Below are 25,964 nucleotides of genomic sequence, written 5' to 3' on the forward strand. Positions count from 1 at the left end.
CGCATTATCATCATTGTTGAGCCATTGCCGGGTCTGCGGAGAGCGTCGGCGCGGCGCGTTCAGGGCGTCGGGGTACAAACGACACTATCCATGCCACCAGCGAGGTGAGCGCGCGGAAAATGACCTTCACCGACGGCGGCGAAAACTCCGCCAGGTGACGGTAACCACGGAATCCCAGCTTGAGGATATCCAGCAGGCTTTCCATCGGCTTATCTTCCGGGAAGCTATCCTGCCAAAGCGCCCACGTATCGGCGCGGGCAAACGTACACTGCACAAAATCGATATGCTGCTGGTTGGTCAACGGCAGCAGCTGCAATCCCACTTCGTTGCCGTTTACCCGCGCGACCCGCACCGGGAAGACATACTCCTGCTGTCCCCGTTTGAGCAGCAGCCTGGCGTTCTGCCCCTCCAGCACCTGCGCGTCGCTGTGAATTTTGATCCCCAGCCCGCCGTCGGAATAGTCGTGAACGGTGCAGGAGAACAGATGGCCGTCATCGCGGGCGATGGCCGCCGGCATGCTCATTTCGACACGATGCGACCGGCGGACCTGCTTGCTTTCGACCGAGACCGCCACCGCGCCGCCAAGAATAATCAGGTTGTAGAACACCCAGACAATACTCACCCAGACGGTGAGAATTTCGTTTTCCGGGCCGTACATAAAGCGCCAGATCCCCACCGCGACGCCGACCAGGTTGAGCAGCACGAGGTAGATATAGGGCCGGGAGATCACCCAGTCGACATACTCCTCTTCCACCAGTCCACCCTTAGCGGTGACGTTGAATTTGCCTTTATGCGGGTTAATCAACGCCACAAAGGTGGGCGGCGCGATATACCAGGCGAGCACCGTCTCGTAGATTTCACTCCAGAACGAATGGCGGTATTTGCCCTGAATCTTCGAGTTGGTCAGGCTGGCGTGGATCATATGCGGCAGCACGAACAGCGCGATCATCAGCGCCGGCGCATAAATGATATAGGCATGGAGCAGCAAAAAGGCCAGCGGCGCCGTGAGGAAGATGAGGCGCGGAATACCGGAGAGGAAGTGGAGCATGGCGTTGGCGTAGCAGACGCGCTGCGCCAGCTTCAGCCCCTTGCCAAACAGCGGGTTATCGAGACGGAAAATCTGCACCATGCCGCGCGCCCAGCGGATGCGCTGGCCAATGTGCGCCGACAAACTCTCCGTCGCCAGCCCCGCCGCCTGCGGAATACGCATATAGGCGGAGGTGTAGCCGCGCCGGTGCAGGCGCAGCGAGGTGTGGGCATCTTCGGTCACCGTTTCGACGGCAATGCCGCCAATCTCGTCCAGCGGGCCGCGGCGGATCACGGCGCAGGAGCCGCAGAAGAAGGTGGCGTCCCACATATCGTTCCCGTCCTGCACCAGGCCGTAGAACAGGGTGCCTTCGTTCGGCGTTTTGCGAAAACGGCCAAGGTTGCGCTCAAAGGGGTCTGGCGAGAAGAAATGGTGCGGGGTCTGCATCATCGCCAGCTCTTTCTCTTTCAGGAACCAGCCCATGGTCATCTGCAGAAACGAGCGCGTCGGCACGTGGTCGCAGTCAAAGATCGAGACAAACTCCCCTTTGGCGTATTTCAGCGCATTGTTGATGTTACCGGCCTTGGCGTGCTCATGGCTGGTACGGGCGATGTAGTGCACCCCGACATCTTTGGCAAACTGGCGAAACGCTTCCCGTCCGCCGTCGTCGAGGATCCAGATGTTGAGCTTGTCCTTCGGCCAGTCGATGCCCTGCGAGGCATAGATGGTGTTTTTCACCACGTTGAGATCTTCGTTGTAGGTGGGGACGAAGATATCCACCGTCGGCCACAGATCCATGTCCTCCGGCAACGGCACCGGTTGGCGGTTCAACGGCCAGACCACCTGGAAGTAGCCCAGCACCAGCACCACCCAGGCGTAGGTTTCGGCGAACAGCAAAATAATCCCGCACACCAGGCTTACCGGGTCGTTCCAGTTCAGCGTCGAGGTGTAGCGCCACCAGATATAGCGGCACGAGACCGTCAGCGACAGCACGATCAGCATCAGCGCCGAGAAGCGGCCGGGGATGCGCCGCACCAGCAGCGCCACGCCCCACAGCAGCATCAGGAAGATAAATTGCGACAGCGGGTTAAAGGGCTGCGTAATACACATCAGCGCCAGCACCAGCGAGCAGCAGGTCACCACTCCGAGGATTGCCCGGCGCAGTTTAGGATTGAGGTGCGCCAGCTCTTTCTGTTTATCCAGATGGCGGGTGCGGGCGTTAACCTGCTCAGGCAGTTTCTCCATCCATTGCGCGTAGCGACCGTGCACCCCTTCCAGCGCCGCCAGCGAACGCCAGTTGACCTTTTTCTCCGGCTCCGGCACGCGGGTCGCCAGCAGCCACAGGGATTGCAACAGATAGCGCAGCGGATCCAGGAGCCGTGGCCGGTGCGGATTAATATGGGGGAAATAGGTGTCATGGTGCGCCAGAATCGCCTGCCAGCGCGGCGTCTCCAGCGGCATGAGCGCCCAGACCAGCGATGCCCACAGGCAGCCAAGCGACGCCGACAGCCAGGAGGCGCCATGCTGCCGGTAGTCGTCATAGCGCGCGCGCAGCCGTTCCCCCACCGGCGGGGCCAACAGCAGCGTGCTGAGGCGGATCATACCGGCCTCCCGCCGGCATAGTGGATCAGGCACCAGTTCGCCAGGGTCAGCACCTCTTCCGCCGCCAGAGAGTCCTGGCGATACTCCCCAAGGGGCTGTTTTGCCGCCAGGCACTCGGCCATCGCCTCGTCGCGGTGAATGGTCACCGGCAGGATCCGCGGCTGGCTCTCGAGCCACAGCTGGTAGAGATCTTCCTGCAACTGGCTGCCGACCCGCAGATCGTTAATCAGAATATCGCTGTTGGCCGGAAAGGGCTGCTGGTGCAAACGGATATGGCTGTTGGCGTCGGGATGGACCACCACCAGCGAGCGGTCGCAGAGCGTCAGCAGCTCGCGGGTCAACGGCGAATAGCCCGCCGGCAGATCCAGCAGAAGCCAGCGGTACTGGCCCTGCAGCTGCTGTACCGCCTCCGTCATCGCTCCCAGGGTGGGCAACAGCTGGTCGACGTTTTCTCTTTCGCCCGCGCTGAGCTGGCCAAACGGCAGCAGATCGATATGTTGCGTATAGCGCAGACCCGCGTCGCGCCAGTCACGGCCGTCAAGCAGCGACCGGGCCCAGCCGTCCTGATGATGGATATCGGTGTTGAAAAAAAAGCGCAGCATATTATCCGGGCTGGCGTCGATCGCCAGCACGCTTTCACCGAGCAATTGCAGCGCCCAGGCGAGTGCAGCCGTAATGGACGTGACGCCAGTTCCCCCGCGCACGCCCTGTAACCCCAGAATAGCCATCTCCGGCTTCCTTATTTTTTCTCTGCAAACTCTGCCAGCAGCGGCCAGCGCTTCAGCGCTGCGTTCAGCTGTTCACGCCTCGAAATATCATGATAATCAATATCCGGCAGGGAAAATGCCCGGCTTAGCGCCAAAAAATCATTTTGAAAGGTGTACCCCAGCGTGGCGTCCGTGGGTACGACAGGATCTTTTGCTGGCATATCTCTGTCCGTTCGAAATTTATTATTAAACCAGAGGACGTATACAGCGCATCCTTAAAAAGCAGGTGTACATGCTAAAACTGATGACCTTTAATTTCAATGTTAGGTTTACTCTGTCAGTTTCGCTAGTAAACTTATCCAGTGTGAATCAGGGCGCACGAGGGATGCCGTGGATAGTGTATTTACTTTGGGTATTTCATCATTATGGGATGAAGTGTGCCATATGCCGGTCGGCGGGGTATGGTGGCTCAACGTTGACCGTTATGCCGATGCCGTCAGTCTGGTTAATCGGACGCTGGCCGCGCAGGCGAAAAACAGCAAAGTTGCCGCGCTGGTCATGGGTGATAAACCTGATGATATCATTTCATTAGATAGCATTCATGGCCCGAATAATATCGCGCTGTTTACCCTGCCGAATCGCCCGGAGGCGCTGGAAGAAATACATCGTGATTTAGTCTGCTCCCTCGAGCCTGGCAATTATTTGTTTATTCTGCTATGCGCTGAAAATGCCTGGCAAAATATAAATAATGAAAAGTTATGCGCCTGGGTGGAAAAAACCAGTCGCTGGGCGCAATATCATCGCTGCGCGTTCTTAGCGATCAATCCCGCCCAGGATATCGATCGGCAACTCACCCCATTATTACGCGCGTACCGATCCCTTTCCGGTCTGGCAAGTATTCGCTACCAGGGCGACCGCCATCTTTTTGATATTGCCTGGTGGGGAAGCGATAAAGGCATCAGCGCTCAGCAGCAGCTGATGGTGCAACACGACGACGCCGGCTGGCGATTAGCGCAGGATGCTGAAACCAGCGTGCAGCCGCGTAGCGACGAAAAAGCGATCCTCAGCCATGTGCGCGTCCTCGAAGGCGCCCCGCCGCTCTCGGAATACTGGACCCTGTTCGATACCAATGACGAGGTCTTCAACGCCGGGCGCACTGCGCAGGCGGCGACGATCCTCTTCTCCATTACCCAGAATACGCAAATTGAACAGCTGGGGCGCTATATTCATACCCTGCGTCGTCAGCGCGGCACCGCGCTGAAAATTATTGTCCGCGAACAAACCCCCAGCCTGCGCGCGACCGATGAGCGGCTGCTGCTCAGCAGCGGCGCCAGCCTGGTGATCCCCAACAGCGCGTCGCTTTCCCGCTGCCTGACGCTGATTGAAAGCGTACAGAACCAAAAGTTCTCCCGGCGTATCCCGGAAGATTTTGCCACCCTGCTCACCTGGAGCCAGCCGTTAAAGCTGCGGGGCTATCAGAAATGGGACGCCTTTTGCGAAGCGGTGCACAACGTGATGACCAATACCCTGCTGCCGGCCGACAGCAAAGGCGTGATGGTGGCCCTGCGCCCGGCGCCGGGGCTGCGCGTCGAGCAGGCGCTGACGTTATGCAAACCCAACCGGATGGGCGACATTATGACCATCGGCAATAACCGGCTGGTGCTGTTCTTGTCATTTTGCCGAATCAATGACCTCGACACCGCGCTAAATCATATTTTCCCGCTGCCGACCGGCGATATTTTTTCTAACCGCATGGTGTGGTTTGAAGACAAACAGATCCTCTCGGAAATCGTGATCATGCGCGGCGTCGAGCCGGCGCGCTGGAACACGCCGCTGCCCCTCTCGGTCGGTAAAAACGAGACCATCAACGCCACCCACGATGGACGCCACTGGCGACGCTATCCCGAACCACACCGGTTAACCACCCGTGAGGAGCAAGCCTGATGATGTCTATCGCCGATATTCTGCAACTGGTGGTGCTCTGCGCCCTGCTGTTTTTTCCGCTGGGCTACCTGACGCGCCACTATCAGCGCCGGATCCGCACGACGTTAAGATTGATGTTCTTTAAACCCCGTTACGTGAAACCGGCAGGGGTATTACGCCGGGGAACAACGGTTAAGCAAGGCAAAGCGAATAAATGACAAATAAAAAAACGACCGCGGCACCGCTTCCGCTCTGGCAGTACTGGCGCGGCCTTGGCGGCTGGAACTTATACTTTCTGGTCAAGTTTGCCCTGCTGTGGGCCGGGTATCTCAATTTCCACCCGATGCTGAACCTGGTGTTTCTCGCCTTTCTGCTGGTGCCGATCCCGCGTGAAAAGCTGCACCGCATCCGCCACTGGATCGCCATTCCGCTCGGCTTCGCGCTGTTCTGGCATGATACCTGGCTGCCCGGGCCGGAGACGCTTCTTAGCCAGGGCTCGCAAATCGCCGGCTTCAGCGCCAGCTATATCTGGGATCTGATTGTCCGCTTTATCAACTGGAGCATGGTCGGCGCCTTCTTTGTTTTGCTGGTGCTATGGCTGTTTATCAGCCAGTGGCTGCGCGTTACCGTGTTTGTCTCCGCGATGGTCGTCTGGCAGGCGGTCAGCCCGTTGCTGCCGGCCTTTACCATTTGGCCTGCCGGTCAGCCCACCACCGCCGCCGCCACCGCGCCGGCCAACGTCGGGACCAACGCCGCCGCTGGCGCCGCGTCCAGCCCCGCCAGCCCGGCCAGCAGCGATATTCCGCCGCAGACCGAGCCGCCGACCTCGGCCAACCTCACCAACTGGCTGAACGGTTTCTATGCCGCCGAGCAGAAGCGCAAGACGCCGTTCCCGGACCAGCTGCCGGCGGATGCGCAGCCGTTTGACCTGCTGGTGATCAATATCTGCTCGCTCTCCTGGTCGGATATTGAAGCCGCCGGGCTGATGGACCACCCGCTGTGGAAGCATTTCGATATCGTCTTCAAAAACTTTAACTCCGCGACCTCCTACAGCGGACCGGCGGCGGTGCGCCTGCTGCGCGCCAGCTGCGGCCAGCTGTCGCATACCAACCTGTATCAGCCGTCCGGCGCCGATTGCTACCTGTTTGAAAACCTGGCGAAACTCGGCTTCAACCAGCAGCTGATGCTCGGCCACAACGGCCTGTTCGGCGACTTCCTGAAAGAGCTGCGTTCACTGGGCGGCATGCAGAGCCCGCTGATGGACCAGAGCGGTCTGCCGGTCAGCCTGCAGGCGTTTGACGGCTCGCCGGTGTACGAGGATCTGGCGGTCCTCAACCGCTGGCTGAAGACCGAAGAGGCCAGCAGCAATCCGCGGAGCGCCACATTCTATAACACCCTGCCGCTGCATGACGGCAACCACTTCCCGGGACAAAGCAAAACCGCGGACTACAAAGTGCGCGCGCAAAAGCTGTTTGACGACCTGGATAACTTCTTCACCGAGCTGGAAAAATCGGGGCGGAAGGTGATGGTGGTGGTGGTGCCGGAACACGGCGGCGCGCTGAAGGGCGATAAGATGCAGGTGTCTGGCCTGCGGGATATCCCGAGCCCGTCGATCACTAACGTCCCGACGGCGGTGAAATTCTTCGGCATGAAGGCGCCGCATGAAGGCGCGCCGATTATCATCGATCAGCCCAGCAGCTACCTGGCGGTGTCGGAGCTGGTGGTGCGCGCCCTCGACGGCAAAATGTTCAGCGAAGAGAGCGTCAACTGGCAGCAGTATGTCGCCAACCTGCCGCAGAGCGCGGCGGTGTCCGAAAACGCCAACGCCATCGTTATCCAGTATCAGGGCAAGCCGTATGTCCAGCTGAATGGCGGAAGCTGGGTGCCTTATCCGCAATAAGCGACAAGGCCGCCCATGCTGGCGGCCTGACATCGTGAGACGTTCCTGCTCTTCCCTCTCAGCCCACAGGCATACGGGCTGAGAGGCCTGCAAAGCCATCACCGCGCTAGCGCTGATCCTGTTTCGCCAGCCAGACCAGCAGCTTGAGGCTGGCGGAGTAATAATCATCCTTGTCGTCAATCTGCGGCGCTTCCTGCGGTTCGCCAAGCGTTAAATCACGCACCGCCAGCAGGCCGCCGGCCATATTCCACGGGGCGACCTCGTTGGTGCTAACGTTGATCCACGCCGGGGTTTGCAGACGCGGGTAACTCTGCATCCAGGCTTTCCACGGCGCGAGCAAGGCGCTATGCGGATCGACCCACGAGATATACAGCGGGATACGGATCGCATCGAAACTCATCCGCGGCGGCCACTCTTTGGCCGGCAGCATCTTGCCATCCGCCCGCAGCGCCACCCAGTCGCTGGGCAGGTGCGATTTCCCCCAGCCCATCTGCCCCAGCAGCGCCTGCCCGTCACTCTGCAATGTCCGCCAGGCGGTCAGGTGCGTCCGCTCCGCAAAGGCGCGCCAGGCCGGGAAGATGAAATAGGAGGGGTTAAGGTTCAGGTGGTCGTTGCGGTTGAACCCCTTCACCCCCGGGAGCATCACCTGGCGACCGGCGAAAGTCACCACCGTATATTTCAGCAGGGAGGCGGTGATGGCATCGGAGGCCGTCGCGTAGCGCTTGTCCTGCCACTGCTTTTGCGCGCGCAGCAGCGCCCAGGCGATCAGGGTATCGCCATCGGTGGCGTTGTTTTTATCGGCGATCGGGTCCGGCGCCACCGGGTTATAGCGCCAGTAAAACAGCCCGTTAGACTTGTCGCGCAGGGTGCTGTCCGTCCACTGCCACAGTTTGTCGAACGCCGGGCGATCGTTATTCGCCACCGCCAGGAGCATGGCGAAACCCTGGCCTTCCGTATGCGACACATTGCCATTGGCGGTATCAATGATACGACCGTCCGGCATCATAAAACGGGCCTTATAGCGCTCCCATGCCGTATCCGCCCACGCCCGGGGCACCAGCATCACTGCCGTTGTCACTATCACCGCCACTAAAGCACGCAGGGGCATAAATTCACTCTTTATGGATGGTAGTAAAGAAACTGAACGTCAGAGACGGAGAACACCCGCTCACGCTGCAATATCACGTGAGCACTGCCTCCCTGACTCTGCAGCCAGCGAGAATATAACCCCTCGAGTATGGCACAGAACGCGTTGCACCAGCGCACGCGCCCCGCGTCGTCGCGGCTGACCGGCAACGCCTGATGGCGCAGGCGCAGGCCATCCTCGCCGACGTCGATGGTCACCACCCCCCAGTGGAAATGGGTCAACAGCCGGTTGATATTCGCCTCCAGCTCCCCGACGGTCTCCGACGCCGGCAGCGGATGGGTCTCCGCCAGCGAAGCGCCCATCTGACGCAGGAACGGCTGGCTCTCCAGCTCACCGGCATTATTGAGCATACCTTCGACCATAATAATCAACAGATCGAACCATCCGGCAGGCGTCTGCTGCTGCTGAAACCAGGTCATCACCACCGGGTTATTGTTCTCCGTCATCATCAATGATCTCCTAACATATAGCGAATATAGAGCCCGGCGGTGCTTTCGTTATAATCCCCGAAGGTGTCATAGCCAATCTGGCCCCCCAGCGTCATCTGTTTGTTGACCTTGTAATCCGCCCCGGCGCGCAGGGTATAGCCGATGCCGCTCTTCGAGGTCGCGGAATAGTAGGCTTCCTTGGCAAACCCGTTGCTTACCGCCGTCTCCAGGGTTTGCTGCCACTCCGAATTGGTCGGGAAATAGGCGCTCTTATCCTGGCTGTAAGACTGGTAGCCCACCGAGCCGCCGAGCTTCATGGTCCAGTTATCATATTTCTCCGTCAGACTGACCGGCAGCGACACGCTGACGTAGTTTTGCGGACTAAAGTAGCCCCCCTGGCCATAGGTGAAGTAGCTGAGGTTTTTGGAGTAATCCATATAGCTCATGCTCAACCCGGCCTGCAGCTGGCGGTATTCGTCATGATAGGGCCGCAGATAGACCCCGGCATTGGCGTTGATGCTGGTGTTGCTGGCGACGTTCTGTCCGAGATAGCTGTATCCGCCGCCGCCAACGTAGAAGCCCGCATCGCCGTCGTCATAGCTCAGCTGCAGGGTGCCGCCGTTTTTCGTCACCTGCCCCCAGTTTTTCCCGGAATAGGCATCCTTCAGACCGACATAAGAAAGCAGGCTGTCGGTCAGCGAGCGGCGTTCGCCGGTGAGGATCAGCGACAGATAGTTGGTCAGCTTGGGCGACCATTTCACCCCGCCGACAACGGTATTAAGATTCTGGCCCAGCGGCGTGCTGCCGATATCGACCCGGTAATCGTCGCCGCTTAGCGCCAGCGCCAGTTCGACGCCGTTGGCCTTCTGCGAATCGGTCGAGCCGCTGGTCTGGTCAACGTTCGGCTTGCGGCTGGACGAGGAGAGATAGCTGGCCACCTGCCCCGAATCATAGCTCCCGAGCTTGGCCAGGTTTTCCATCCCGCTGCTGGTGGTCGGATTGAAATCCGCCGCGTTCAGGGTGCCGAGGCCGCTTAACGCCTCCGCGCCCGGATTGCTGGCAAAATAGGCCGTCCGCTCCGCCTCGGTCATCGCGGCGATCGCCGCCTGTTCGCTGGTGGCGGTACTCACCATATTGGAGACCGCATTGGCCAGCGGGTTGGCGCCGTAGCGACGCCAGGCGTCGCCGCTGGCGGTCCCGGCGTTTAACGACACCGGGGTGACGGTAAAGTCAAAGCGCGAGTCGCCAAACGGCGAGGAGGACCAGGTCAGCGGCGTTCTGAGCTCCGTCAGCTTGCTGGTGCCCGATTCGCCGTCGCGTCCGCGCACGTCCATTCCCCCCTGCAGCCAGCTGCCGGTTTTCTCCTGCAGCGACTCCATCATGGTGTCCACCTGACGCAGCATCCGCGTCTGGGCGGTGTCCACCGGCAGATCGGTGCGCTGGATCCCCGGCAGCGAGGAGCCGGGCGCGGCGGCCGACTGGGCGACCTGCCACGGCATATACTGGCCGTAGGCGGAGGCCGTCCGCGTCGGCGCTGACGTTTGCGACACGCCGATAAAGGGGTTATCCGCCGCAAGCACCCCGCCGACGGTCGGCGTTTCGCTGCTGTTGGTGCTTTGCATGCCCAGCAGTTTGCCGCGGGCGCTGCGCAGGTAGGTCATCGCCTGCTGATGATGACCCTGGGCCTCCGCCACTCTCGCCAGCAGCAGCAGGCGATCCGGGGAGTTATCCTGACGCAAGCCGCCGGCCAGCTGTTCAGCGCGATCGTTGTTCCCCGCCGACAGCGCCACGTCGATGGCCCCGGCGCGCGCATCCTGGTTCGGCGTATCGCGCGTCATCAGGTAGTCATAGACCACCCCGGCCTCTTTGTTCATTTTGCCGCTCTGGTACAGCCGCGCCATGGCGAACATCAGATCGGTGTTTTGCGGATCGCTTTGCATGGCGCGGATCAGCTTGTCATACGCCGCGGCGTAATTGCCCTGCTCGCGCAGGCGATCGGCCTCGTTGATCACATAGCCATTGCGAATGCTCGCCAGCTGCGTCGGCGTACTGCTGGCCTGCAGCTGCGGATTGCTGATCAGGTTCTGCGCCTCGCCGGTCAGCCCGGCCTGGTTCAGGACGGCGATCTGATCGGCGTAATCGCCGGCGTTGCCGGACACCCCGCCGCTGATATTGTTGCGCACCAGCGATACCGCGGTGGTCAGGTCGCCGCTCTCGGCCAGCAGCCGCGCCAGCTTGCCGGCGTCCGCCGGGGCTTTCGGCGGCGTAGAGGCCATCGCCCGCAGGGTATTGCTGGCGGCGATGGTATTGCCCTGCGCCAGGTAGTTTTCGGCCGTCACCAGCTGCAGGTTGTAGTTCACCCGCTGACGTAAATCGCGCATGTCGCTGGTCTGGCTGCCGCCGGGAATGCGCGACAGCAGCGTCTGCGCCTGCTGCCAGGCGCCGTTTTCGCTGGCGAACAGCGCGGCGGCATACAGCGCGCTGTTGCTGGCGCCGGGGCGATAGGCCGCCGACATCAGCGAAGAGGCCTCGCTGGCGTTACCCGATTTTTGCAGCAGTCGGGCCAGATCGAGACGCAGCCAGGGATCGTCCGGATAGCGGGCGACGCCCTGGCGCAGGGTGGCAATGGCGCCGGCTGGGTTACCGCTGCTGACCTGCGCCTGGGCCTGGCGGCGCAGAGCGTCGCCCGGGACGCCGGCCACCACTCGCGGCTGCAGTTTTTGCTGCAGACTCTGCGGCAGCGTCTGCAGCATCGCCTGCGCCTCGGCGGATTTATTCTGCTCGCGCAGCACGTAGTAGAGGTTTTCCCGCGCCGCCGCATTCTGCGGATCGTCGTTTAACAGTGAGCGCAGCGTTTGCTCGGCCTGGGGTAAATCTTTGTTATGCCGCAGCACATCGGCGCGAAACAGCTTCGCCGAGGCGCCCCGCGCCCCGCTCTGCTGCGCCAGCGGCGCGGAGAGCGCCAGCGCCTGGCTAATATTGCCCTGCTTATAGGCCTGCTGGGCCTGCGCCAGCTGGCCGTAGAACAGGGCATCGGCCGCCTGCTGACGGCGGGTCGCCGAAGCGTCGCCGCCGAGATCCGCCGCCCGGCTCAGATATTGTGACGCGGCCTGGTAGTCGCCGCTGCGCTGGGCGATATAGCCCATGCCCGCCAGCGCATCGGCATCCTGCGGGTTGGTCTGCAATACCTCTTCAAACTGCTGTTTCGCGGCAGCGGTATTGCCGCTGTTGAGATTGGCGTAGCCCTGGCCGCGCGCCTGACCGCTGCGCCGTTCACGAAAGTAGTTCTGAACTTCGCTATCCTGCGGATGCCGCTGCATCCAGGTATCGTAATACTGCTCATCCCCGGCCTGCGGGCCCAGCCAGAGCAAGGCCTGACGCAAGCCGCTGTCCGCCTCTTTATTGCCGCTGGCCATCGGCTCGAGCAGGGCGATCCCTTCCCGACGGGTCTCTTCCCGCCAGGTTAACGCTTTGCCCAGCGCCACCCGCGGGGCGTTCTCCTGCGGATGCTGCGCCACGTACTGCCGCAGTTCGCTGATGGCCTGCGGATAAAGCGATTTGTCGCTGGCCATGGTCAGGTAATATTCCGCCGCCAGCCCGGCAGGCGGCGTATTGCCATTGAACATGCTGCGCCAGGTCGCCAGCGCCCCGGGGATATTGCCGCCGCGCGCCTGCTGGCGGGCCAGGCTGAGCTGGCCCTGCGGCACCTGCGACATCTTTTTGGCGTTGTCCAGATCCTGCAGGCCCGGGCTATCCGGCGCCGCTTTCGCCAGCCGCGCGCGCCACTGCGCCGCCGCCTGCATATCGCCGCCCTGCTGCGACCAGAGCGCCATCAGATACAGCGCCTGGGTGTTGTTGGCATCCACCGAGAGCACCTTCTGCAGGGACTCCATCGCCAGCTCGTCGTGGGATTTCTCATGCCAATAGTTGGCCTGGGCGAACAGCGCCTGCAGCGCCGCGTCGTTACCCGCCGCCAGCGCGCCGCCAGAGGCGCCGAGAGCCAGGGCGCCGGTGAGGCAGAATGTGGTGAGCCGCCGGGAGCTTTTCATCGTTATCGTTATCTTTCTTTTCATTGGTTATCCCCCGAACCCAGACGCTTACGGGCGTGACGTTTAAACATCGCGGTCAGCGCCAGTCCCATTATCGAGGTGGCAATCAGCCCCAGCAGGGCGAGGAAACCGGAGTGCTGGCTGGCATACCAGACCGCCATCATGTACCACGGCATCTGACCGCTGGGGAACGGCGTACTCACCTGGAAACTGCGCACCCCGTTATCGCTGGTGATCACCGCGGTATCGCCACGGATCCCGGCGTTGATGCGCGGTGAGTCCAGATCGTTTTTCAGTCGCGCCAGCTGATCATCATTGCTGGCCATCGCCACCACCACCAGCCGGGCGGGGTTCCACGGCGAACGATAGCTGATAAACCCGCGCCAGGCGCTGCTGGACGAGAAGTAGCGATCGGCGTCGAGGCTGGCGGAGGTCCAGTCGCCGGTGAGCCGGCGCTGCGCTTTTTGCCACAGATCGGGCTCGCGGACGCTCAGCACATTATCCACCGGGCGGTAGGGTGAATCGGCCAGCAGGCTCTGGTTGAAGGCCTGCTGATCGAGAGCGGTGACCGCCAGCACGTCACGTTCGCGCAGCGACTGCAAATCCCCGCCGCCGGTGGGCATCCCGAGAACGACGCGGTTATTCGCCAGCGCGGTGCCGGTCGCATTCCCGGAGCGCGCGGCCAGATTCAGCAGGGTCGCCACCTGGGTCTCAGACGGTTCCGCCGGCAGCAGGAGCGTCGTTTGCGAATAGTCCGCCAGCCGCGAGAAGGGGAACGAGGCGCCGACGAAATAGGAGAGGTTTGGCAGCAGCGAGAAGTGTCGCGTCTTGCTCAAATCAATCCAGGAGTCGTCAGTGATGCGGCTCTTGATATTGTTATTCAGCAGCACCTGGCACGGAACATCGTCCTTCGGCACCACATTGAAGTACATCGACAGCTGGTTATCGCCGTAGATCAGGTAGGGGGCCAGCGGGATGGTAAAGCGCTCCTGGCGCGCATCCCCGCCGAGGTGGCGCCAGACTTTCTCCAGCGGCCCCTGCTTGTTCATCGGCAGGTTGTTGAGGAAGGTGCCATTGAGCGTGACGCTCAGCAGGGACTTATCCTCATTGATCCAGTTTTCCGACGGGAAGCGGTAGCCAACCTGCAGCGGGATCGTCTCGCCATCCCACAGATAGAGGTCCGGGGCGGCGCGGAAGGCGATACGTAAAGGTTCATGCCAGACGCCGCTGACGGTCGGGCTTTGATCCTTACGCAGCAGTTCGCTGAGCCTGACCGGACGATCGGTGGGGATCCAGCGCGGGGCATCATACGCTTTGCCAACCGGGATGGTCTGCGGCTCGACATCCAGCGTCGCGGTTTGCGGCGCAAAGTTGCCGCGGGTTAACCGCCAGGCTGCCATGCGCAGCGCGGTATCGTTTTTGCCGACGATCAACAGCAGCTTATAGGCCGGATTGGCGGGATTGGCGATGATGCGCAGCAGCGGCTTATCGGTTTCCGGCAGCGTCATACCGCCCACCTGCTCGCCCGGATGGCCAATCACGATGCCATGGCGTTCCGGCAGGCGGTCGCGCAGCGCGCTGAAGGCGATGCCGCGATAGTCCGCCTGGATACCCAGCCAGGAGGAGACCAGCGCCGCGGCGCTGAAGACGTCGGCCGACGGCTTCGCTCCATAGGAAACGGCGATGTCCGCCGGCGTCATCTGCATGCTGTCGAAGAAGGGACGCGGGAAGTGGCTCAGGTCGTCGCTGATGTTCAACTGCTGGCTTTCCCAGCTGAAATGCGACGTGGGCAGCACCGTGACCCGCGACGAATCATGAATATCACGCTGGCACTGCAGGGTATCGCCATCGTTGATCTTCACGCTCAGGTTATTGCTGGAGACCATCAGCGCGGGCGGGATATCCAGCTGATAATGGGAGACATCCTCGCCATCGGCGCCCAGCGGCAGGGTGCCGAGCGGTTGACCGTTGAGCATCAGCTGCAGGGTGGCGTTGCGGCTCGCCATTTCCGGCGATACGCGAACGGCAAGGCTGAGCTGCGAATGGATCACCACCTGATCGGAAGGCAGGGTAAAGCTGACGCCCCCCTGCCGCTGACCGCCGCTGAGGATAATGCCGTCCGGCATCCCCATCTGCGCCAGATTCAGGTCGCCTCCCCAGACCGGGGCGACAGGAATGACCTCCGGCGCGGCCGTAGCGCTCACCGGCGGGGGTAAGTCCGGCATATCCGGCGCAGGGGCCGTCGCCGCCGCATCGCCGTCGGTGGCGGGGGCTGCCGGAGAGGCGCCCTCCTCCGGCGAGGCAGCCGGGGGTTCGTCGCCTGGCTCGCTGTCCGCCGCGCCGTTGAGCTGCGGGAAGCTCAGCGGGGCGGCGGCGCCCGGTTCTTCACTGTGCAGCGCAGGCGCAGAGAGCATCCCTGCCAGCAGCGCCAGCGTCGTTAATCGCTTCATAACGTGCCATCCTCCTGCGCCGTTTTCGCCACTGTTGCCCGATTGCGCTGGCTGCGACGGGTTTTCCACGTCAGCCAGAACAGTTCGAACACGCAGCGTAAAATGGTGAAGAAGGAGCGGAACGGGTTATCCTGCGGGCGCGGCGGATTAATCCAGGCATCCGCGCGGGCCAGCACCACGCGCACCAGTTCACGGCGGCGCGAAAGCGGAATATCTTCATCAAACTTGAGGCGCAGGAAGCGCTCGTCAGAGGTGACCAGCTGCGCCGGGATCGAAATAGCCCCGGACTGCAGGATCAGCTCAATCTCTTCGATATCATCCTCCAGATGGCGCGTATCCGGCGCCACCACGCGGCAGCCGCCCATCGACAGATCCTCGGTATGGCTGCGGGAAACGATGCCGCTGGCGTAATGGATCACCACCGGAATATCGACATCGATACGAATGGTTTTGCGCACCTGCCGCGTTTCGCGCGCTACGGCAATCGCCGCCAGCAGGAAGATCAGACTGTAGATCCCCCATCCGACGTTGAGGGCGATAACGTTGGGGTCCGATCCAAAGTAGTCATGGCCAATCGCCCGGACGATGCCGACGATCACCCCCAGCGCCAGCAGGCAGGCCACCACCAGATGCGGGCGCACTACGGTGAAATCGAAGTAGCCGACGTCCAGCAGGCCGCCCTTATCGGTGACGTTGAATTTGCCGCGCTTGGGGAAAATCATCGTCACCAGGGTCGGCAGCACCAGGTGGAAAGCCAGCACAATATCGTAGATTTCCCCCCAGAAGCTGTAGCGATAGCGGCCGTTCATTCGCGAACCGACATAGATGGCGAGAAACAGGTGCGGCAGCGCATAAGAGACGATCAGGCTCGCTGATGAGTAAATAATATTGAGGTTAAACAGCAGGTAAGCCAGCGGGGCGGTGACAAACACCACCCTCGGTAGCGCGAACTGGTAGTAGAGCATGGCGCTGAGATAGCACAAGCGCTGCTGGAAGGTCAGCCCGCGGCCAAACAGCGGGTTATCAACGCGAAAAATCTGCGTCATCCCGCGCGCCCAGCGGGTACGCTGGATAACGTGCACCACCAGGCGCTCGGTGGCGAGGCCAGCCGCCAGCGGAATATCGAGAAAGGCCGATTTCCACCCAAGGCGCTGGAACTTGAGCGCCGTATGGGCGTCCTCGGTGACCGTTTCGACGGCGAAACCGCCGATCTGCGCCAGCGCCTCGCGGCGGATCACCGCGCAGGAGCCGCAGAAAAAGGTGGCGTTCCAGTTATCGTTACCCTGCTGAATCGGGCCATAGAACAGCATCCCTTCGTTCGGGATATTGCGCCCGACGGAGAGGTTGCGCTCGAAAGGATCCGGGGAATAGAAGTAGTGCGGCGTCTGCACCAGCGCCAGCATCGGATCTTTCAGAAAGCCGCCGACGGTGGCCTGCAGAAACACGCGCGTGGCGACGTGGTCGCAGTCGAAGACGCAGATAAGCTCTCCCTGGGTCAGGGTCAGCGCGTGGTTGAGGTTCCCCGCTTTGGCGTGCTTGTTGTCGTTGCGGGTAATATAGCCCACTCCGACGTCGGCGGCGAACACGGCAAACTCGCTGCGCTTACCGTCATCCAGAAGATAGATTTTCATTTTATCTTTTGGATAATCAATACATTGTGCCGCGAGGACAGTGTCACGCACCACCTCCAGCGGTTCGTTATAGCTCGGAATATAGATATCGACCGTCGGCCACTTGCTCATATCATCCGGCAGCGGAACAATGCCGCGCTTCAGCGGCCAGACCGTCTGCAGATAGTTAAGCAGCAGCATCACCCAGATATAGACTTCCGCCAGAAAGAGCCCCATGCCGAGAATGGTTTCAATGGCTGAGTTGAAGTGCAGGGTCTGCGTGAGGCGAAAATACATGTAACGGGTGGACATCAGCAGCGAAGTGACGACCATGATCACCGAGATGCTGCGCCGTTTGCTGAAACCCATCAGAAACAGAATACCAATGCTCAGCAGACCAAAGATGTACTGCTTCTGGCTGTCCATCGGCGTGATCACTACCAGCACGGCGACCGGAGAGAGCACCAGCGCCAGCAACCAAAAAAGAGATTTTTTCATTCAGCAGCCCTGCAATAAGTTAAAGCCCTGACATGCGTGGCTGGCTGTGCACCGTGCCATCGCCAATATGGATACCCAACAGCGAAGATATTTTTTTAGCAATAATTTCAATATCGAAGGCCGCTGCCGAGGAGGCGTTAAAGTCCAGAATCGACTTCTGCGACGCATTGGCCTCCACCACGCTTTCATCACGATGTACAATGCCAAGCAGTCGTTCGCCCAGTTTTTCTTCCATCAGGCTGGTGACGTCCCGGCTGACCTGGCGACGGCTATCGCTTTGGTTAATGACGAAATAGTGCCCATGCTTGTGATTCAGCGCCGCGCCGGTCAGGCGCTGTTTTTCCACGTGCGCCAGGGTCGACATCGAGGCGGTATCCGCCAGCAGCGGGATCAGATGCAGGTCCGCCAGCCCCGTCAGCGCCTTTAGCGCCGGCGAAGGCCCTGGCGGCATATCGGCGATGGTGATAAGTCCGGGATAATTCAGCAGTGCGGACAGTCCGCGCTGGAGAAAATGGTCATTGTGGGTCAGCTGCTCATCAAACGCCTGACGCTGCGCTTCGCTCACTTCGCCATACGGCAGGACGAAAATGTTGCTGCCGGCGCTCAGCACGCACTGGCTCCAGTCGTGCAGCTCCAGCGCCTTCGCCACATAGCCGCGCTCATCGTTCAGCGGCACGCCAAAATGCAAACGCAGCGCGTTCTGGACATCAAAATCCAGCGCCAGCACTTTGCTGCCGGTCCGCGCCAGCGAATAGGCTAAATTGGCCGCCAGGGTCGTTTTCCCTACGCCACCTTTCGGTGAACAGACGCAAATCAACGGCATGTTGCGATCCTTTCCAGAAGTGATTTCAAAGGCTGGTCTTTATTTTTCGCCACCGGCTCTGCGCTTTTCGTCGCGAACAGGTGGGCATAGTTCTCGGCGGCGGGCGCGGGTCGGGGGGCCATTCTCGGCGGCGGAGCCATTGCCGGTTCAGGCGCCGGGATGGGAGGCGCAGGGGCCACCGCAGGCTCCTGCCTGACCGGCTCCGGCGCGGCTGCGGCGGTCTCCACGACCGGCTGCGGGGCCGCTGGCGCGGCAGACGCAACAGGATCAGAGGCTGGCGCCACTGCGACGGCCGCCTCTACCTGGCGGAACAGATCTGCAGGCACCGACTGCGGCAACGGCGCGGAGACCGAGCCTCCCAGCGCCAGGGAAGAGGGTTTCTCTGCACCGGGATTGAGCTGATTGAGGATCGCCCAGTCTCCATGCTCCCGCGTGGCGGCTTGCGATGAAAGATCCTGAAAGTTGAGGTTTTGCGTCCGCGTTTTTTCCTGAAAGCGCTGCAGATCATCATAATGGTTCATTGATAACCTCATGATTTTAAAAATTTCATATTAAGTTTGTTGTTATTTTCTGAGTATATTTAAAATATCGTGACGTCTCTGGTATGGCAGAAAAAGCGCCGGTGGAGACGTACCAATACACACGATTGACAGGGTTATAATAGTTTAGATTTTGATTTTCGGTGTGATTCCACGGCAGAAGTATCGCTACACTAACATTTCCCTTTGAGAAGAATAGCCCCATTTTTTAGGTATGCGTACATCCTTAAGCCCCGCAACCACCGCGCTTCCCATTCGTTTTTATATAAAGGTATTTCGCGATGATAGAATCATAGCGTCAGATAAGCGAAAGAATAAACCTGAACCATTTTAATTTCTCTTTAATTCTATAAAAATGGACTGAAAGTCTTATTTTTTCGGATAATCGACGAAGAATGCTCCGAGAGCGTGGCATTCACTGCGATAAAAGGCGATATCGTCGGATTTCATCTCCGGCGGGAGAGAAGCTCCCGGTCATCGGACCGGGAGCGTGCCATCAGGCGTGGGGCTTTTGCGGATTCTCATCCTGGTCGACGGCAAAGCAGGCCACCAGCTGGCCGCCGTAATCTTTCAGCTGCGGCTGAAGCTGGGTGCAGGGGCCGAAGCGCCGGCGGCAGCGCGCGTTGAAGGCGCAGCCCGGCGGCGGATTCAGCGGGCTCGGCAGCTCGCCGGTCAGCTTAATCCGCTCGCGACGGTCGTCCGGGTTCAGACGCGGCGTCGCCGACAACAGCGCCTGGGTGTATGGATGACGCGGATTGTTAAAGATCTGCTCCTTGGTGCCCTTCTCCACGCAGCGGCCGAGATACATCACCATCACTTCATCAGCGATATGCTCGACGACCGACAGGTCGTGGGAGATAAACACGTAGGACAGCCCTAAATCCTGCTGCAGATCCATCATCAGGTTCAGCACCTGAGCGCGTACCGAAACGTCCAGCGCGGAGACCGGCTCATCGGCAATCACCACGTCCGGATCGAGCATCAGCCCGCGGGCAATGGCGATACGCTGGCGCTGACCGCCGGAGAACATATGCGGGTAGCGATCGTAGTGCTCTGTTTTCAGGCCCACTTTCGCCATCATCGCCAGCGCTTTTTCGCGGCGCTGCTCTTTGCTCAGGCTGCTGTTAATCAGCAGCGGCTCTTCCAGAATCTGCCCCACTTTTTTACGCGGGTTCAGAGAACCGTAGGGGTTCTGGAACACAATCTGGATTTTTTGCCGCCGCAGCTTCTGCGCCTGCGGGTCGTGCTTAAGCAGATCCTGCCCCTGATAATAGAGCTCGCCGCCGGTGGGAATTTCAATCATCGTCAGCAGACGACCGAGGGTCGATTTACCGCAGCCCGACTCCCCCACCACCGCCAGCGTTTTACCGCGCTCAAGGGTAAAGGAGACGCCGTCCAGCGCCTTCACCAGCCGTTCCGGGGCGAATAACCCCTTCTTCACCGGGTAGTGTTTTTTCAGATCAATGGCCTGCAACAGCGGTTGTGGCGTGGCGGCCTTTTGCGTACTCATAATCCAGGCCTCCCGGCATCATCGAGTGGGTAGTGACATTTAGACTGGCGGCCGCCAGTGAGATCCGCGAGCGCCGGCTCTTCACTACGACATTTATCCGTAGCATAGGGGCAGCGCGGGTTCAGCAGGCAGCCGTTGGGACGGTCATATTTCCCCGGCACCACGCCCGGCAGCGACGCCAGACGCGCTTTATCCTGGGCGAACTCCGGCAGCGCGCGCAGCAGCGCCTGGGTGTATGGATGGCGCGGCGCGCGGAAAATATCCTTCGCATCGCCAGTCTCCACCACCTGACCGGCATACATAACGATAATTTTATGCGCGGCCTCGGCCACCAGCGCCAGGTCGTGGGTGATCAGCACCAGCGCCATATTCTCCTGCTGCTGCAGATCCAGCAGCAGCTCGATGATCTGCGCCTGAATGGTCACGTCCAGCGCGGTGGTCGGTTCATCGGCAATCAGCAGTTTTGGCCGACAGGCAATCGCCATCGCGATCATCACGCGCTGGCTCATCCCGCCGGAAAGCTGGTGTGGATAGACGTCCAGCCGCGACGCCGGATCGGGAATGCCCACCAGGTTCAGCAGGTCGATGGCCCGCTGGCGGCGGGTTTGCTTATTGCCGCCCTGATGGACTTTAATCGCTTCCATAATCTGGTAGCCGACGGTATAGCACGGATTGAGGCTGGTCATCGGATCCTGGAAGATCATCGCCACCTCCGCCCCCACCAGCTGGCGCCGCTCTTTTTCAGAGATGCGCTGCAGATCGCGGCCGTTAAACTCCAGTTTGTCCGCCATCACCCGGCCGGGGTAATCAATCAGGCCCATAATCGCCAGCGAGCTGACGGATTTACCGGATCCAGACTCCCCGACGATGCCGACCACTTCGCCCTGCTTCACGCTATAGCTGATGCGGTCCACGGCGCGGAACGGCGCGTTTTCATCGCCGAAATGCACCGATAATTTATCTACATTCAATAACGCCATCTCGAACCTCTTACTGCTTCAGTTTGGGATCGAGCGCGTCACGCAGACCGTCACCCATCAGGTTAAATGCCAGCACCGTCAGCAGGATCGCCACGCCCGGGAAGGTCACCACCCACCAGGCGCTCTGTGCGAACTGCAATACGTCGGAGAGCATGGTGCCCCACTCCGGCGTCGGCGGCTGCGCGCCCATGCCGAGGAACCCCAGCGCGGCCATGTCGAGAATGGCGTTAGAGAAGCCCAGCGACGCCTGAACGATCAGCGGCGCGAGACAGTTAGGCAGAATATTGACGAACATCTGGCGCATCGCCCCGGCGCCCGCCACGCGGGAGGCGGTCACGTAGTCGCGGTTGACCTCCACCAGCACCGCCGCGCGCGTCAGACGCACATAGTGCGGGAGCGCCACGAAGGTGAGCGCCAGCGAGGCGTTAACGATGGAGGGCCCGAAGATAGCCACCAGCACCAGCGCCAGCAGCAGACTCGGCAGCGCCAGCATAATATCGACGACGCGCATGATGACCGAATCCACCACCCCGCCGAAATAGCCCGCCACCAGGCCGAGCACCACGCCAAGGATCAGCGACAGGACCACCACCAGGCAGCCCACCAACAGCGACAGGCGCGCGCCATACATCAGGCGAGACAGAATATCGCGGCCCACGTCGTCGGTGCCGAGCAGATGCGCCAGGCTGCCGCCCTCCTGCCAGAACGGGGGCGCCAGCAGCGAATCACGGAACTGATCCGCCGGGTTATACGGGGCGAGGAAGTTGGCGAACACGGCGATAATGATCATCACCGCCACGTACACCAGACCAACCACCGCCCCTTTATTGCGCTTGAAATAGTGCCAGAACTCCTGCAGCGGGGTCATGGGCACCGGCGCAGTGATAACTTTATTTTCAGTAACTTGTGACATGATGGCCCCTTACTTCTTATGCCGGATACGCGGGTTCACCACGCCGTACAGCAGGTCGACCAGCAGGTTGACGAGGATAATCATCGTCGCCACCAGCAGCACCCCGCCCTGCACCACCGGATAATCGCGACGCTGCAGCGCGTCGATCAGCCAGCGGCCTAAACCAGGCCATGAGAAAATGGTTTCCGTCAGGATGGCGCCCGCCAGCAGCGTGCCCACCTGCAGGCCAATCACCGTGACCACCGGCAGCATCGCGTTACGCAGCGCGTGGATCACAATCACCCGCATCCGGGTCAGGCCTTTGGCGCGCGCGGTACGGATGTAGTCTTCGCCGAGCACTTCCAGCATCGACGACCGGGTCATACGCACGATCACCGCCAGCGGAATGGTGCCCAGCACGATGGCGGGCAGGATCATATGCATTAAGGCGTCAATAAAGTCGCCCTGCTCGCCCCAGATGGCGGTGTCGATCAGCATAAAGCCGGTAAGCGGCAGGGTATCGTCAAGGAACACCGTATCGCTGATGCGCCCGGAGACCGGCGTCAGGTTCAGCTGTACCGAAACCAGCATAATCAACATCATGCCCCACCAGAAGATAGGCATCGAGTAGCCGGTCAGCGCCAGGCCCACCGCGGTGTGGTCAAAGATGGAGCCGCGTTTTACCGCAGCCAGCACGCCCACCGGAATGCCGACGGCGACGGCGAAGATCATCGCGCAGACGCCCAGCTCAAGGGTGGCTTTAAAGCGTGGGACAAACTCCTGCCACACGGGAATGCGGCTTTTCAGCGAGATGCCTAAATCGCCGTGCAGCACGCCCCAGATATAGTGGGCATATTGCTGCCACAGCGGCTTATCAAGGCCCATTTCGGCCAGCAGCTGCGCGTGACGTTCGGGGGAAATACCACGTTCGCCCGCCATAATCATCACCGGATCGCCGGGGATCATATGGACGAAGGCAAAGGTGAGAAGGGTGATACCGATAAATGTCGGGATGACAAGTCCCAGACGTCGGAGAATAAACTGCAACATAACCCGGATTCTCTCTAGTGACGCCCCGCCTGGCGACAGGGCGTCTGTATTGCTCACAAAAGCATTCCCCGGAATAGCGGGAATACGCCCCCCACCTCTCCCACGCGGGGAGAGGGGGTCAGGCATCGTGCTTATTATTCGACAGAGACGTTATCGAAGTGGTGTTTACCCAGCGGATCCACCACATAGCCTTTGACTTCTTTACGCACTGGCTCGTAAACGGTGGAGTGAGCGATGATCAGCGCCGGAGCCTGGTCATGCATCACTACCTGAGCCTGTTTGTACAGTTCAATACGCTTGTTGTGGTCGTCGGTGGCGCGGGCCGGCTGAATCAGATCTTCAAACGGCTTATAGCACCAGCGCGAGTAGTTGGAGCCGTCTTTCGCCGCGGCGCAGCTGAACAGGGTCGCGAAGAAGTTATCCGGATCCCCGTTGTCGCCGGTCCAGCCCATCATGACGGTCTGGTGCTCGCCCGCTTTCGCGCGTTTCAGATACTCGCCCCACTCGTAGGTGACGATCTTGGCCTGGACGCCAATCTTGGCCCAGTCGGCCTGGATCATCTCCGCCATACGGCGGGCGTTCGGGTTATACGGACGCTGTACCGGCATCGCCCACAGGTCGATAGTGAAGCCTTTTTCCAGGCCCGCTTCTTTCAGCAGCTGCTTCGCCTTCTCCGGATCGTAGGTGTAGTCTTTGACGTCGTCGTTATAGCCCCACATGGTTGGCGGGATCAGGTTCTTCGCCGCCTGGCCTGCGCCCTGGTAAACCGCTTTGATGATCGCTTCTTTGTTAACCGCGTAGGTCAGCGCCTGACGAACTTTCACCTCGTCCAGCGGTTTCTTCTCGGTGTTGAAGGAGAGATAACCGACGTTCAGACCCGGCTGTTCCAGCAGGGTAATGTTTTTATCTTCCTTCATGCGCGCGATGTCCGCCGGGTTAGGATACGGCATCACCTGGCACTCATTTTTCTGCAGCTTGGCGTAGCGCACGGAGGCATCCGGCGTGATGGAGAAGACCAGACGATCGATCTTCGGCTTGGTGCCCCAGTAGCCCGGGAAGGCTTTATACAGAATGCGGGAATCTTTCTGGTACTGCAGCAGCTGGAATGGACCGGTACCGATAGGATTGAGGTCTACTTTTTCCGGCGTGCCGGCTTTCAGCATGTTGTCGGCATACTCTTTAGAAAGAATGGAAGCGAAGTCCATGGCCAGGTCAGCGAGGAACGGCGCTTCCGGGCGGGTCAGGACGAACTGGACGGTTTTATCGTCCACTTTCTTCACTTCGCTAATCAGGTCTGGTAATCCCATCCCTTCAAAGTATTCATAGCTGCCGCCAGAAACTTTATGGTACGGGTTATTGGTATTCTTCTGACGATCGAAGGAGAACACCACGTCATCGGCGTTCAGGTCACGGGTTGGCTTAAAGTCTTTATTATCCTGCCACTTCACGCCCTGACGCAGGTGGAAAGTATAGGTTTTACCGTCCGCACTAACTTCCCATTTCTCAGCCAGTCCCGGAATAACTTCCGTCGTACCAGTTTTGAATTCGACCAGGCGGTTGTAGATGGGTACGGAACTGGCGTCATAGGTGGTGCCAGAGGTGAAGAGCTGTGGGTTAAAGCCTTCCGGCGAGCCTTCTGAACAATAAACCAGGGTTTTCGCTTGCACGCTGGCGGCGACGGTCATGGCGACCAGGCTCAGACCAAGCTTCAGCATCCCTGATTTCTTCAAGGAAATACTCATTATTCTGCTCCAAAACTGTGATGTTGTTTGCATATATCCGCCAGACCTTTATTTATTTTTATTCGTCATATTTCGAACCACGGATGCGTTGGCTGCGCTCGATTATCCCAGTCACATCGTTATCTATGTTCCTGGGGACTCGCAAACTTGCCGCCTTCCCGCAGCGCGAACTATTTAGAATATACCCGGTCCGGTCGGTGGTGCCCGAAGGCGTAGAGAGAGATGGGGATTCCTTTCGCAAAAACGACTGAGTTGCAGTACGGATTCTCCATGAAATGCCCCTCATGCCCTACAATCTGTCAACAGAATGGGGAAACGTCAATACAGCCAGCCGGGTTTTACATCCAGCGTGAGAAACGGCAGGCAAAGATTAAAAAAACTTCAAGACGCTATTTTCAGCAGAGAAATTTATGCTACAGGCGAATATGCAGAATAAAGACCTTATTAAGGTGCGACACCCAGTGGGAAACAATGCCAGCAAATGAGAAAAATTTCTTACTATGTGACCAATATGTGAGCGATTAATAGCGTGAACGTTAAAACGCACAGCGGAAAATGCTGCATTTAGCCATAAGCTTCGCGAAAAAAGATCTGTTCATCGATAAAAAAATGCAATGGAAGATGTCACAAAATAGCGAACAGCTGGCTGGAAATGGGGATAAAGACGTTTTTTGTGATTTTGATGGGGTTTTTGGCCAGTAGCGCGCTGATGATGCCCGGCGGCGCTGCGCTTGCGCGGGCCTACGGAACCCAAGTCGAACCTCCTGCCCCCGGAGGTTCTCATCCTCACAGGCTACAGATGCAAAAAAGCCTGCTCGTTGAGCAGGCTTTTTGAATTTGGTCGGTGATAGAGGATGACTCGCCGCTTTGTGGCTCGCCCTGCGGGCCGTTGCTGACGCAACGTTCTCTCGCTCCGCTCGAGTCGAACCTCCTGCCCCCGGAGGTTCTCATCCTCACAGGCCAAAGATGCAAAAAAGCCTGCTCATTGAGCAGGCTTTTTGAATTTGGTCGGTGATAGAGGATGACTCGCCACTTTGTGGCTCGCCCTGCGGGCCGTTGCTGACGCAACGTTCTCTCGCTCCGCTCG

Annotated in this window: 17 protein-coding genes, 2 other RNA genes and 2 pseudogenes; 3 read left to right on the plus strand and 18 right to left on the minus strand. The window is 59.9% G+C overall.

The window, feature by feature from the left end; translation table 11 throughout:
- Positions 1-10 precede the first annotated feature (10 nt).
- The 3 genes from bcsA (ABLU95_RS10380) to bcsR are packed head-to-tail and all read right to left on the minus strand — an operon-like array spanning position 11 to position 3,557.
- Positions 11-2,629, minus strand: a complete 2,619-nt coding sequence (bcsA, locus tag ABLU95_RS10380; RefSeq protein WP_023291295.1) for a UDP-forming cellulose synthase catalytic subunit — start codon at positions 2,627-2,629, stop codon at positions 11-13.
- Positions 2,626-3,357: a cellulose biosynthesis protein BcsQ gene (bcsQ, locus tag ABLU95_RS10385; protein ID WP_023291296.1), complete on the minus strand. Its 732-nt coding sequence runs from the start codon at positions 3,355-3,357 to the stop codon at positions 2,626-2,628. Before bcsQ ends, bcsA (ABLU95_RS10380) begins: the two co-directional genes overlap by 4 nt.
- 11 nt (positions 3,358-3,368) lie before the next feature.
- Positions 3,369-3,557: a cellulose biosynthesis protein BcsR gene (gene bcsR, locus ABLU95_RS10390; RefSeq protein WP_023291297.1), complete on the minus strand. Its 189-nt coding sequence runs from the start codon at positions 3,555-3,557 to the stop codon at positions 3,369-3,371.
- Positions 3,558-3,726: 169 nt separating this feature from the next.
- Here bcsR and bcsE point away from each other — a divergent pair, with 169 nt between their 5' ends.
- The 3 genes from bcsE to bcsG are packed head-to-tail and all read left to right on the plus strand — an operon-like array spanning position 3,727 to position 7,159.
- Positions 3,727-5,280 carry a cellulose biosynthesis protein BcsE gene (gene bcsE, locus ABLU95_RS10395; protein WP_080901424.1) on the plus strand — a complete coding sequence of 518 codons (1,554 nt, stop codon included), beginning with the start codon at positions 3,727-3,729 and terminating at the stop codon, positions 5,278-5,280.
- Complete coding sequence (bcsF, locus tag ABLU95_RS10400; RefSeq protein ID WP_004204976.1) at positions 5,280-5,477, plus strand: cellulose biosynthesis protein BcsF; 198 nt, start codon at positions 5,280-5,282, stop codon at positions 5,475-5,477. Before bcsE ends, bcsF begins: the two co-directional genes overlap by 1 nt.
- Positions 5,474-7,159: a cellulose biosynthesis protein BcsG gene (bcsG, locus tag ABLU95_RS10405; protein ID WP_048298548.1), complete on the plus strand. Its 1,686-nt coding sequence runs from the start codon at positions 5,474-5,476 to the stop codon at positions 7,157-7,159. Before bcsF ends, bcsG begins: the two co-directional genes overlap by 4 nt.
- Before the next feature lie 106 nt (positions 7,160-7,265).
- Here bcsG and ABLU95_RS10410 read toward each other — a convergent pair whose 3' ends face one another.
- The 15 genes and pseudogenes from ABLU95_RS10410 to ABLU95_RS10480 form a co-directional block, all read right to left on the minus strand.
- Positions 7,266-8,267, minus strand: coding sequence for a glycosyl hydrolase family 8 (locus ABLU95_RS10410; RefSeq protein WP_023291300.1), 1,002 nt, complete (start codon positions 8,265-8,267; stop codon positions 7,266-7,268).
- Positions 8,268-8,278: 11 nt separating this feature from the next.
- Entirely contained in the window at positions 8,279-8,755 is a 477-nt protein-coding gene (gene bcsD, locus ABLU95_RS10415; protein ID WP_004204979.1) for a cellulose biosynthesis protein BcsD, read from the minus strand.
- Complete coding sequence (locus ABLU95_RS10420; RefSeq protein ID WP_348879388.1) at positions 8,755-12,807, minus strand: cellulose synthase subunit BcsC-related outer membrane protein; 4,053 nt, start codon at positions 12,805-12,807, stop codon at positions 8,755-8,757. Before ABLU95_RS10420 ends, bcsD begins: the two co-directional genes overlap by 1 nt.
- On the minus strand, positions 12,804-15,233 hold the full coding sequence (gene bcsB / locus ABLU95_RS10425) for a cellulose biosynthesis cyclic di-GMP-binding regulatory protein BcsB (protein WP_086076067.1): 2,430 nt from the start codon (positions 15,231-15,233) through the stop codon (positions 12,804-12,806). The genes ABLU95_RS10420 and bcsB overlap by 4 nt, the downstream gene beginning before the upstream one ends.
- Positions 15,230-17,341 (minus strand): UDP-forming cellulose synthase catalytic subunit, encoded by a 2,112-nt coding sequence (gene bcsA / locus ABLU95_RS10430; protein WP_023291304.1) that lies wholly within the window; start codon positions 17,339-17,341, stop codon positions 15,230-15,232. Before bcsA (ABLU95_RS10430) ends, bcsB begins: the two co-directional genes overlap by 4 nt.
- Before the next feature lie 19 nt (positions 17,342-17,360).
- Positions 17,361-18,153 (minus strand): annotated as a pseudogene (locus ABLU95_RS10435) (cellulose synthase operon protein YhjQ/BcsQ).
- Between the two features lies 1 nt (position 18,154).
- A complete protein-coding gene (locus ABLU95_RS10440) occupies positions 18,155-18,685 on the minus strand; it encodes a cellulose biosynthesis protein BcsO (protein WP_065882872.1) in 531 nt (176 codons plus the stop codon).
- A gap of 316 nt (positions 18,686-19,001) precedes the next feature.
- Positions 19,002-19,181: pseudogene (locus tag ABLU95_RS10445) on the minus strand (hypothetical protein).
- Between the two features lie 18 nt (positions 19,182-19,199).
- On the minus strand, positions 19,200-20,213 hold the full coding sequence (gene dppF, locus ABLU95_RS10450) for a dipeptide ABC transporter ATP-binding subunit DppF (protein WP_023291307.1): 1,014 nt from the start codon (positions 20,211-20,213) through the stop codon (positions 19,200-19,202).
- Complete coding sequence (gene dppD / locus ABLU95_RS10455; protein ID WP_023291308.1) at positions 20,210-21,193, minus strand: dipeptide ABC transporter ATP-binding protein; 984 nt, start codon at positions 21,191-21,193, stop codon at positions 20,210-20,212. Before dppD ends, dppF begins: the two co-directional genes overlap by 4 nt.
- Before the next feature lie 10 nt (positions 21,194-21,203).
- The gene (gene dppC, locus ABLU95_RS10460) at positions 21,204-22,106 is read right to left on the minus strand and encodes a dipeptide ABC transporter permease DppC (protein ID WP_065882873.1); all 903 of its coding nucleotides are present in this window, start codon (positions 22,104-22,106) and stop codon (positions 21,204-21,206) included.
- 9 nt (positions 22,107-22,115) lie between these two features.
- Entirely contained in the window at positions 22,116-23,135 is a 1,020-nt protein-coding gene (gene dppB, locus ABLU95_RS10465) for a dipeptide ABC transporter permease DppB (RefSeq protein WP_002921786.1), read from the minus strand.
- A 134-nt stretch (positions 23,136-23,269) separates the two neighbouring features.
- Complete coding sequence (dppA, locus tag ABLU95_RS10470; RefSeq protein ID WP_023291310.1) at positions 23,270-24,877, minus strand: dipeptide ABC transporter periplasmic-binding protein DppA; 1,608 nt, start codon at positions 24,875-24,877, stop codon at positions 23,270-23,272.
- An 838-nt stretch (positions 24,878-25,715) separates the two neighbouring features.
- Positions 25,716-25,848, minus strand: a non-coding RNA gene (locus ABLU95_RS10475) — RtT sRNA.
- A gap of 34 nt (positions 25,849-25,882) precedes the next feature.
- Positions 25,883-25,964: non-coding RNA, RtT sRNA (locus ABLU95_RS10480), on the minus strand; the annotation flags it as partial.

The sequence above is a fragment of the Klebsiella sp. GG_Kp146 genome, from assembly GCF_040061975.1.
GTDB lineage: Bacteria > Pseudomonadota > Gammaproteobacteria > Enterobacterales > Enterobacteriaceae > Klebsiella > Klebsiella quasipneumoniae.

Excerpts from the sequence above, each read along its gene's own strand:
- bcsA (WP_023291295.1), bottom strand. The coding sequence starts at position 2,629 with ATGATCCGCCTCAGCACGCTGCTGTTGGCCCCGCCGGTGGGGGAACGG.
- bcsQ (WP_023291296.1), bottom strand. The coding sequence starts at position 3,357 with ATGGCTATTCTGGGGTTACAGGGCGTGCGCGGGGGAACTGGCGTCACG.
- bcsR (WP_023291297.1), bottom strand. The coding sequence starts at position 3,557 with ATGCCAGCAAAAGATCCTGTCGTACCCACGGACGCCACGCTGGGGTAC.
- bcsF (WP_004204976.1), top strand. The coding sequence starts at position 5,280 with ATGATGTCTATCGCCGATATTCTGCAACTGGTGGTGCTCTGCGCCCTG.
- bcsG (WP_048298548.1), top strand. The coding sequence starts at position 5,474 with ATGACAAATAAAAAAACGACCGCGGCACCGCTTCCGCTCTGGCAGTAC.
- ABLU95_RS10410 (WP_023291300.1), bottom strand. The coding sequence starts at position 8,267 with ATGCCCCTGCGTGCTTTAGTGGCGGTGATAGTGACAACGGCAGTGATG.
- bcsD (WP_004204979.1), bottom strand. The coding sequence starts at position 8,755 with ATGATGACGGAGAACAATAACCCGGTGGTGATGACCTGGTTTCAGCAG.
- ABLU95_RS10420 (WP_348879388.1), bottom strand. The coding sequence starts at position 12,807 with ATGAAAAGAAAGATAACGATAACGATGAAAAGCTCCCGGCGGCTCACC.
- bcsB (WP_086076067.1), bottom strand. The coding sequence starts at position 15,233 with ATGAAGCGATTAACGACGCTGGCGCTGCTGGCAGGGATGCTCTCTGCG.
- bcsA (WP_023291304.1), bottom strand. The coding sequence starts at position 17,341 with ATGAAAAAATCTCTTTTTTGGTTGCTGGCGCTGGTGCTCTCTCCGGTC.
- ABLU95_RS10440 (WP_065882872.1), bottom strand. The coding sequence starts at position 18,685 with ATGAACCATTATGATGATCTGCAGCGCTTTCAGGAAAAAACGCGGACG.
- dppF (WP_023291307.1), bottom strand. The coding sequence starts at position 20,213 with ATGAGTACGCAAAAGGCCGCCACGCCACAACCGCTGTTGCAGGCCATT.
- dppD (WP_023291308.1), bottom strand. The coding sequence starts at position 21,193 with ATGGCGTTATTGAATGTAGATAAATTATCGGTGCATTTCGGCGATGAA.
- dppC (WP_065882873.1), bottom strand. The coding sequence starts at position 22,106 with ATGTCACAAGTTACTGAAAATAAAGTTATCACTGCGCCGGTGCCCATG.
- dppB (WP_002921786.1), bottom strand. The coding sequence starts at position 23,135 with ATGTTGCAGTTTATTCTCCGACGTCTGGGACTTGTCATCCCGACATTT.
- dppA (WP_023291310.1), bottom strand. The coding sequence starts at position 24,877 with ATGAGTATTTCCTTGAAGAAATCAGGGATGCTGAAGCTTGGTCTGAGC.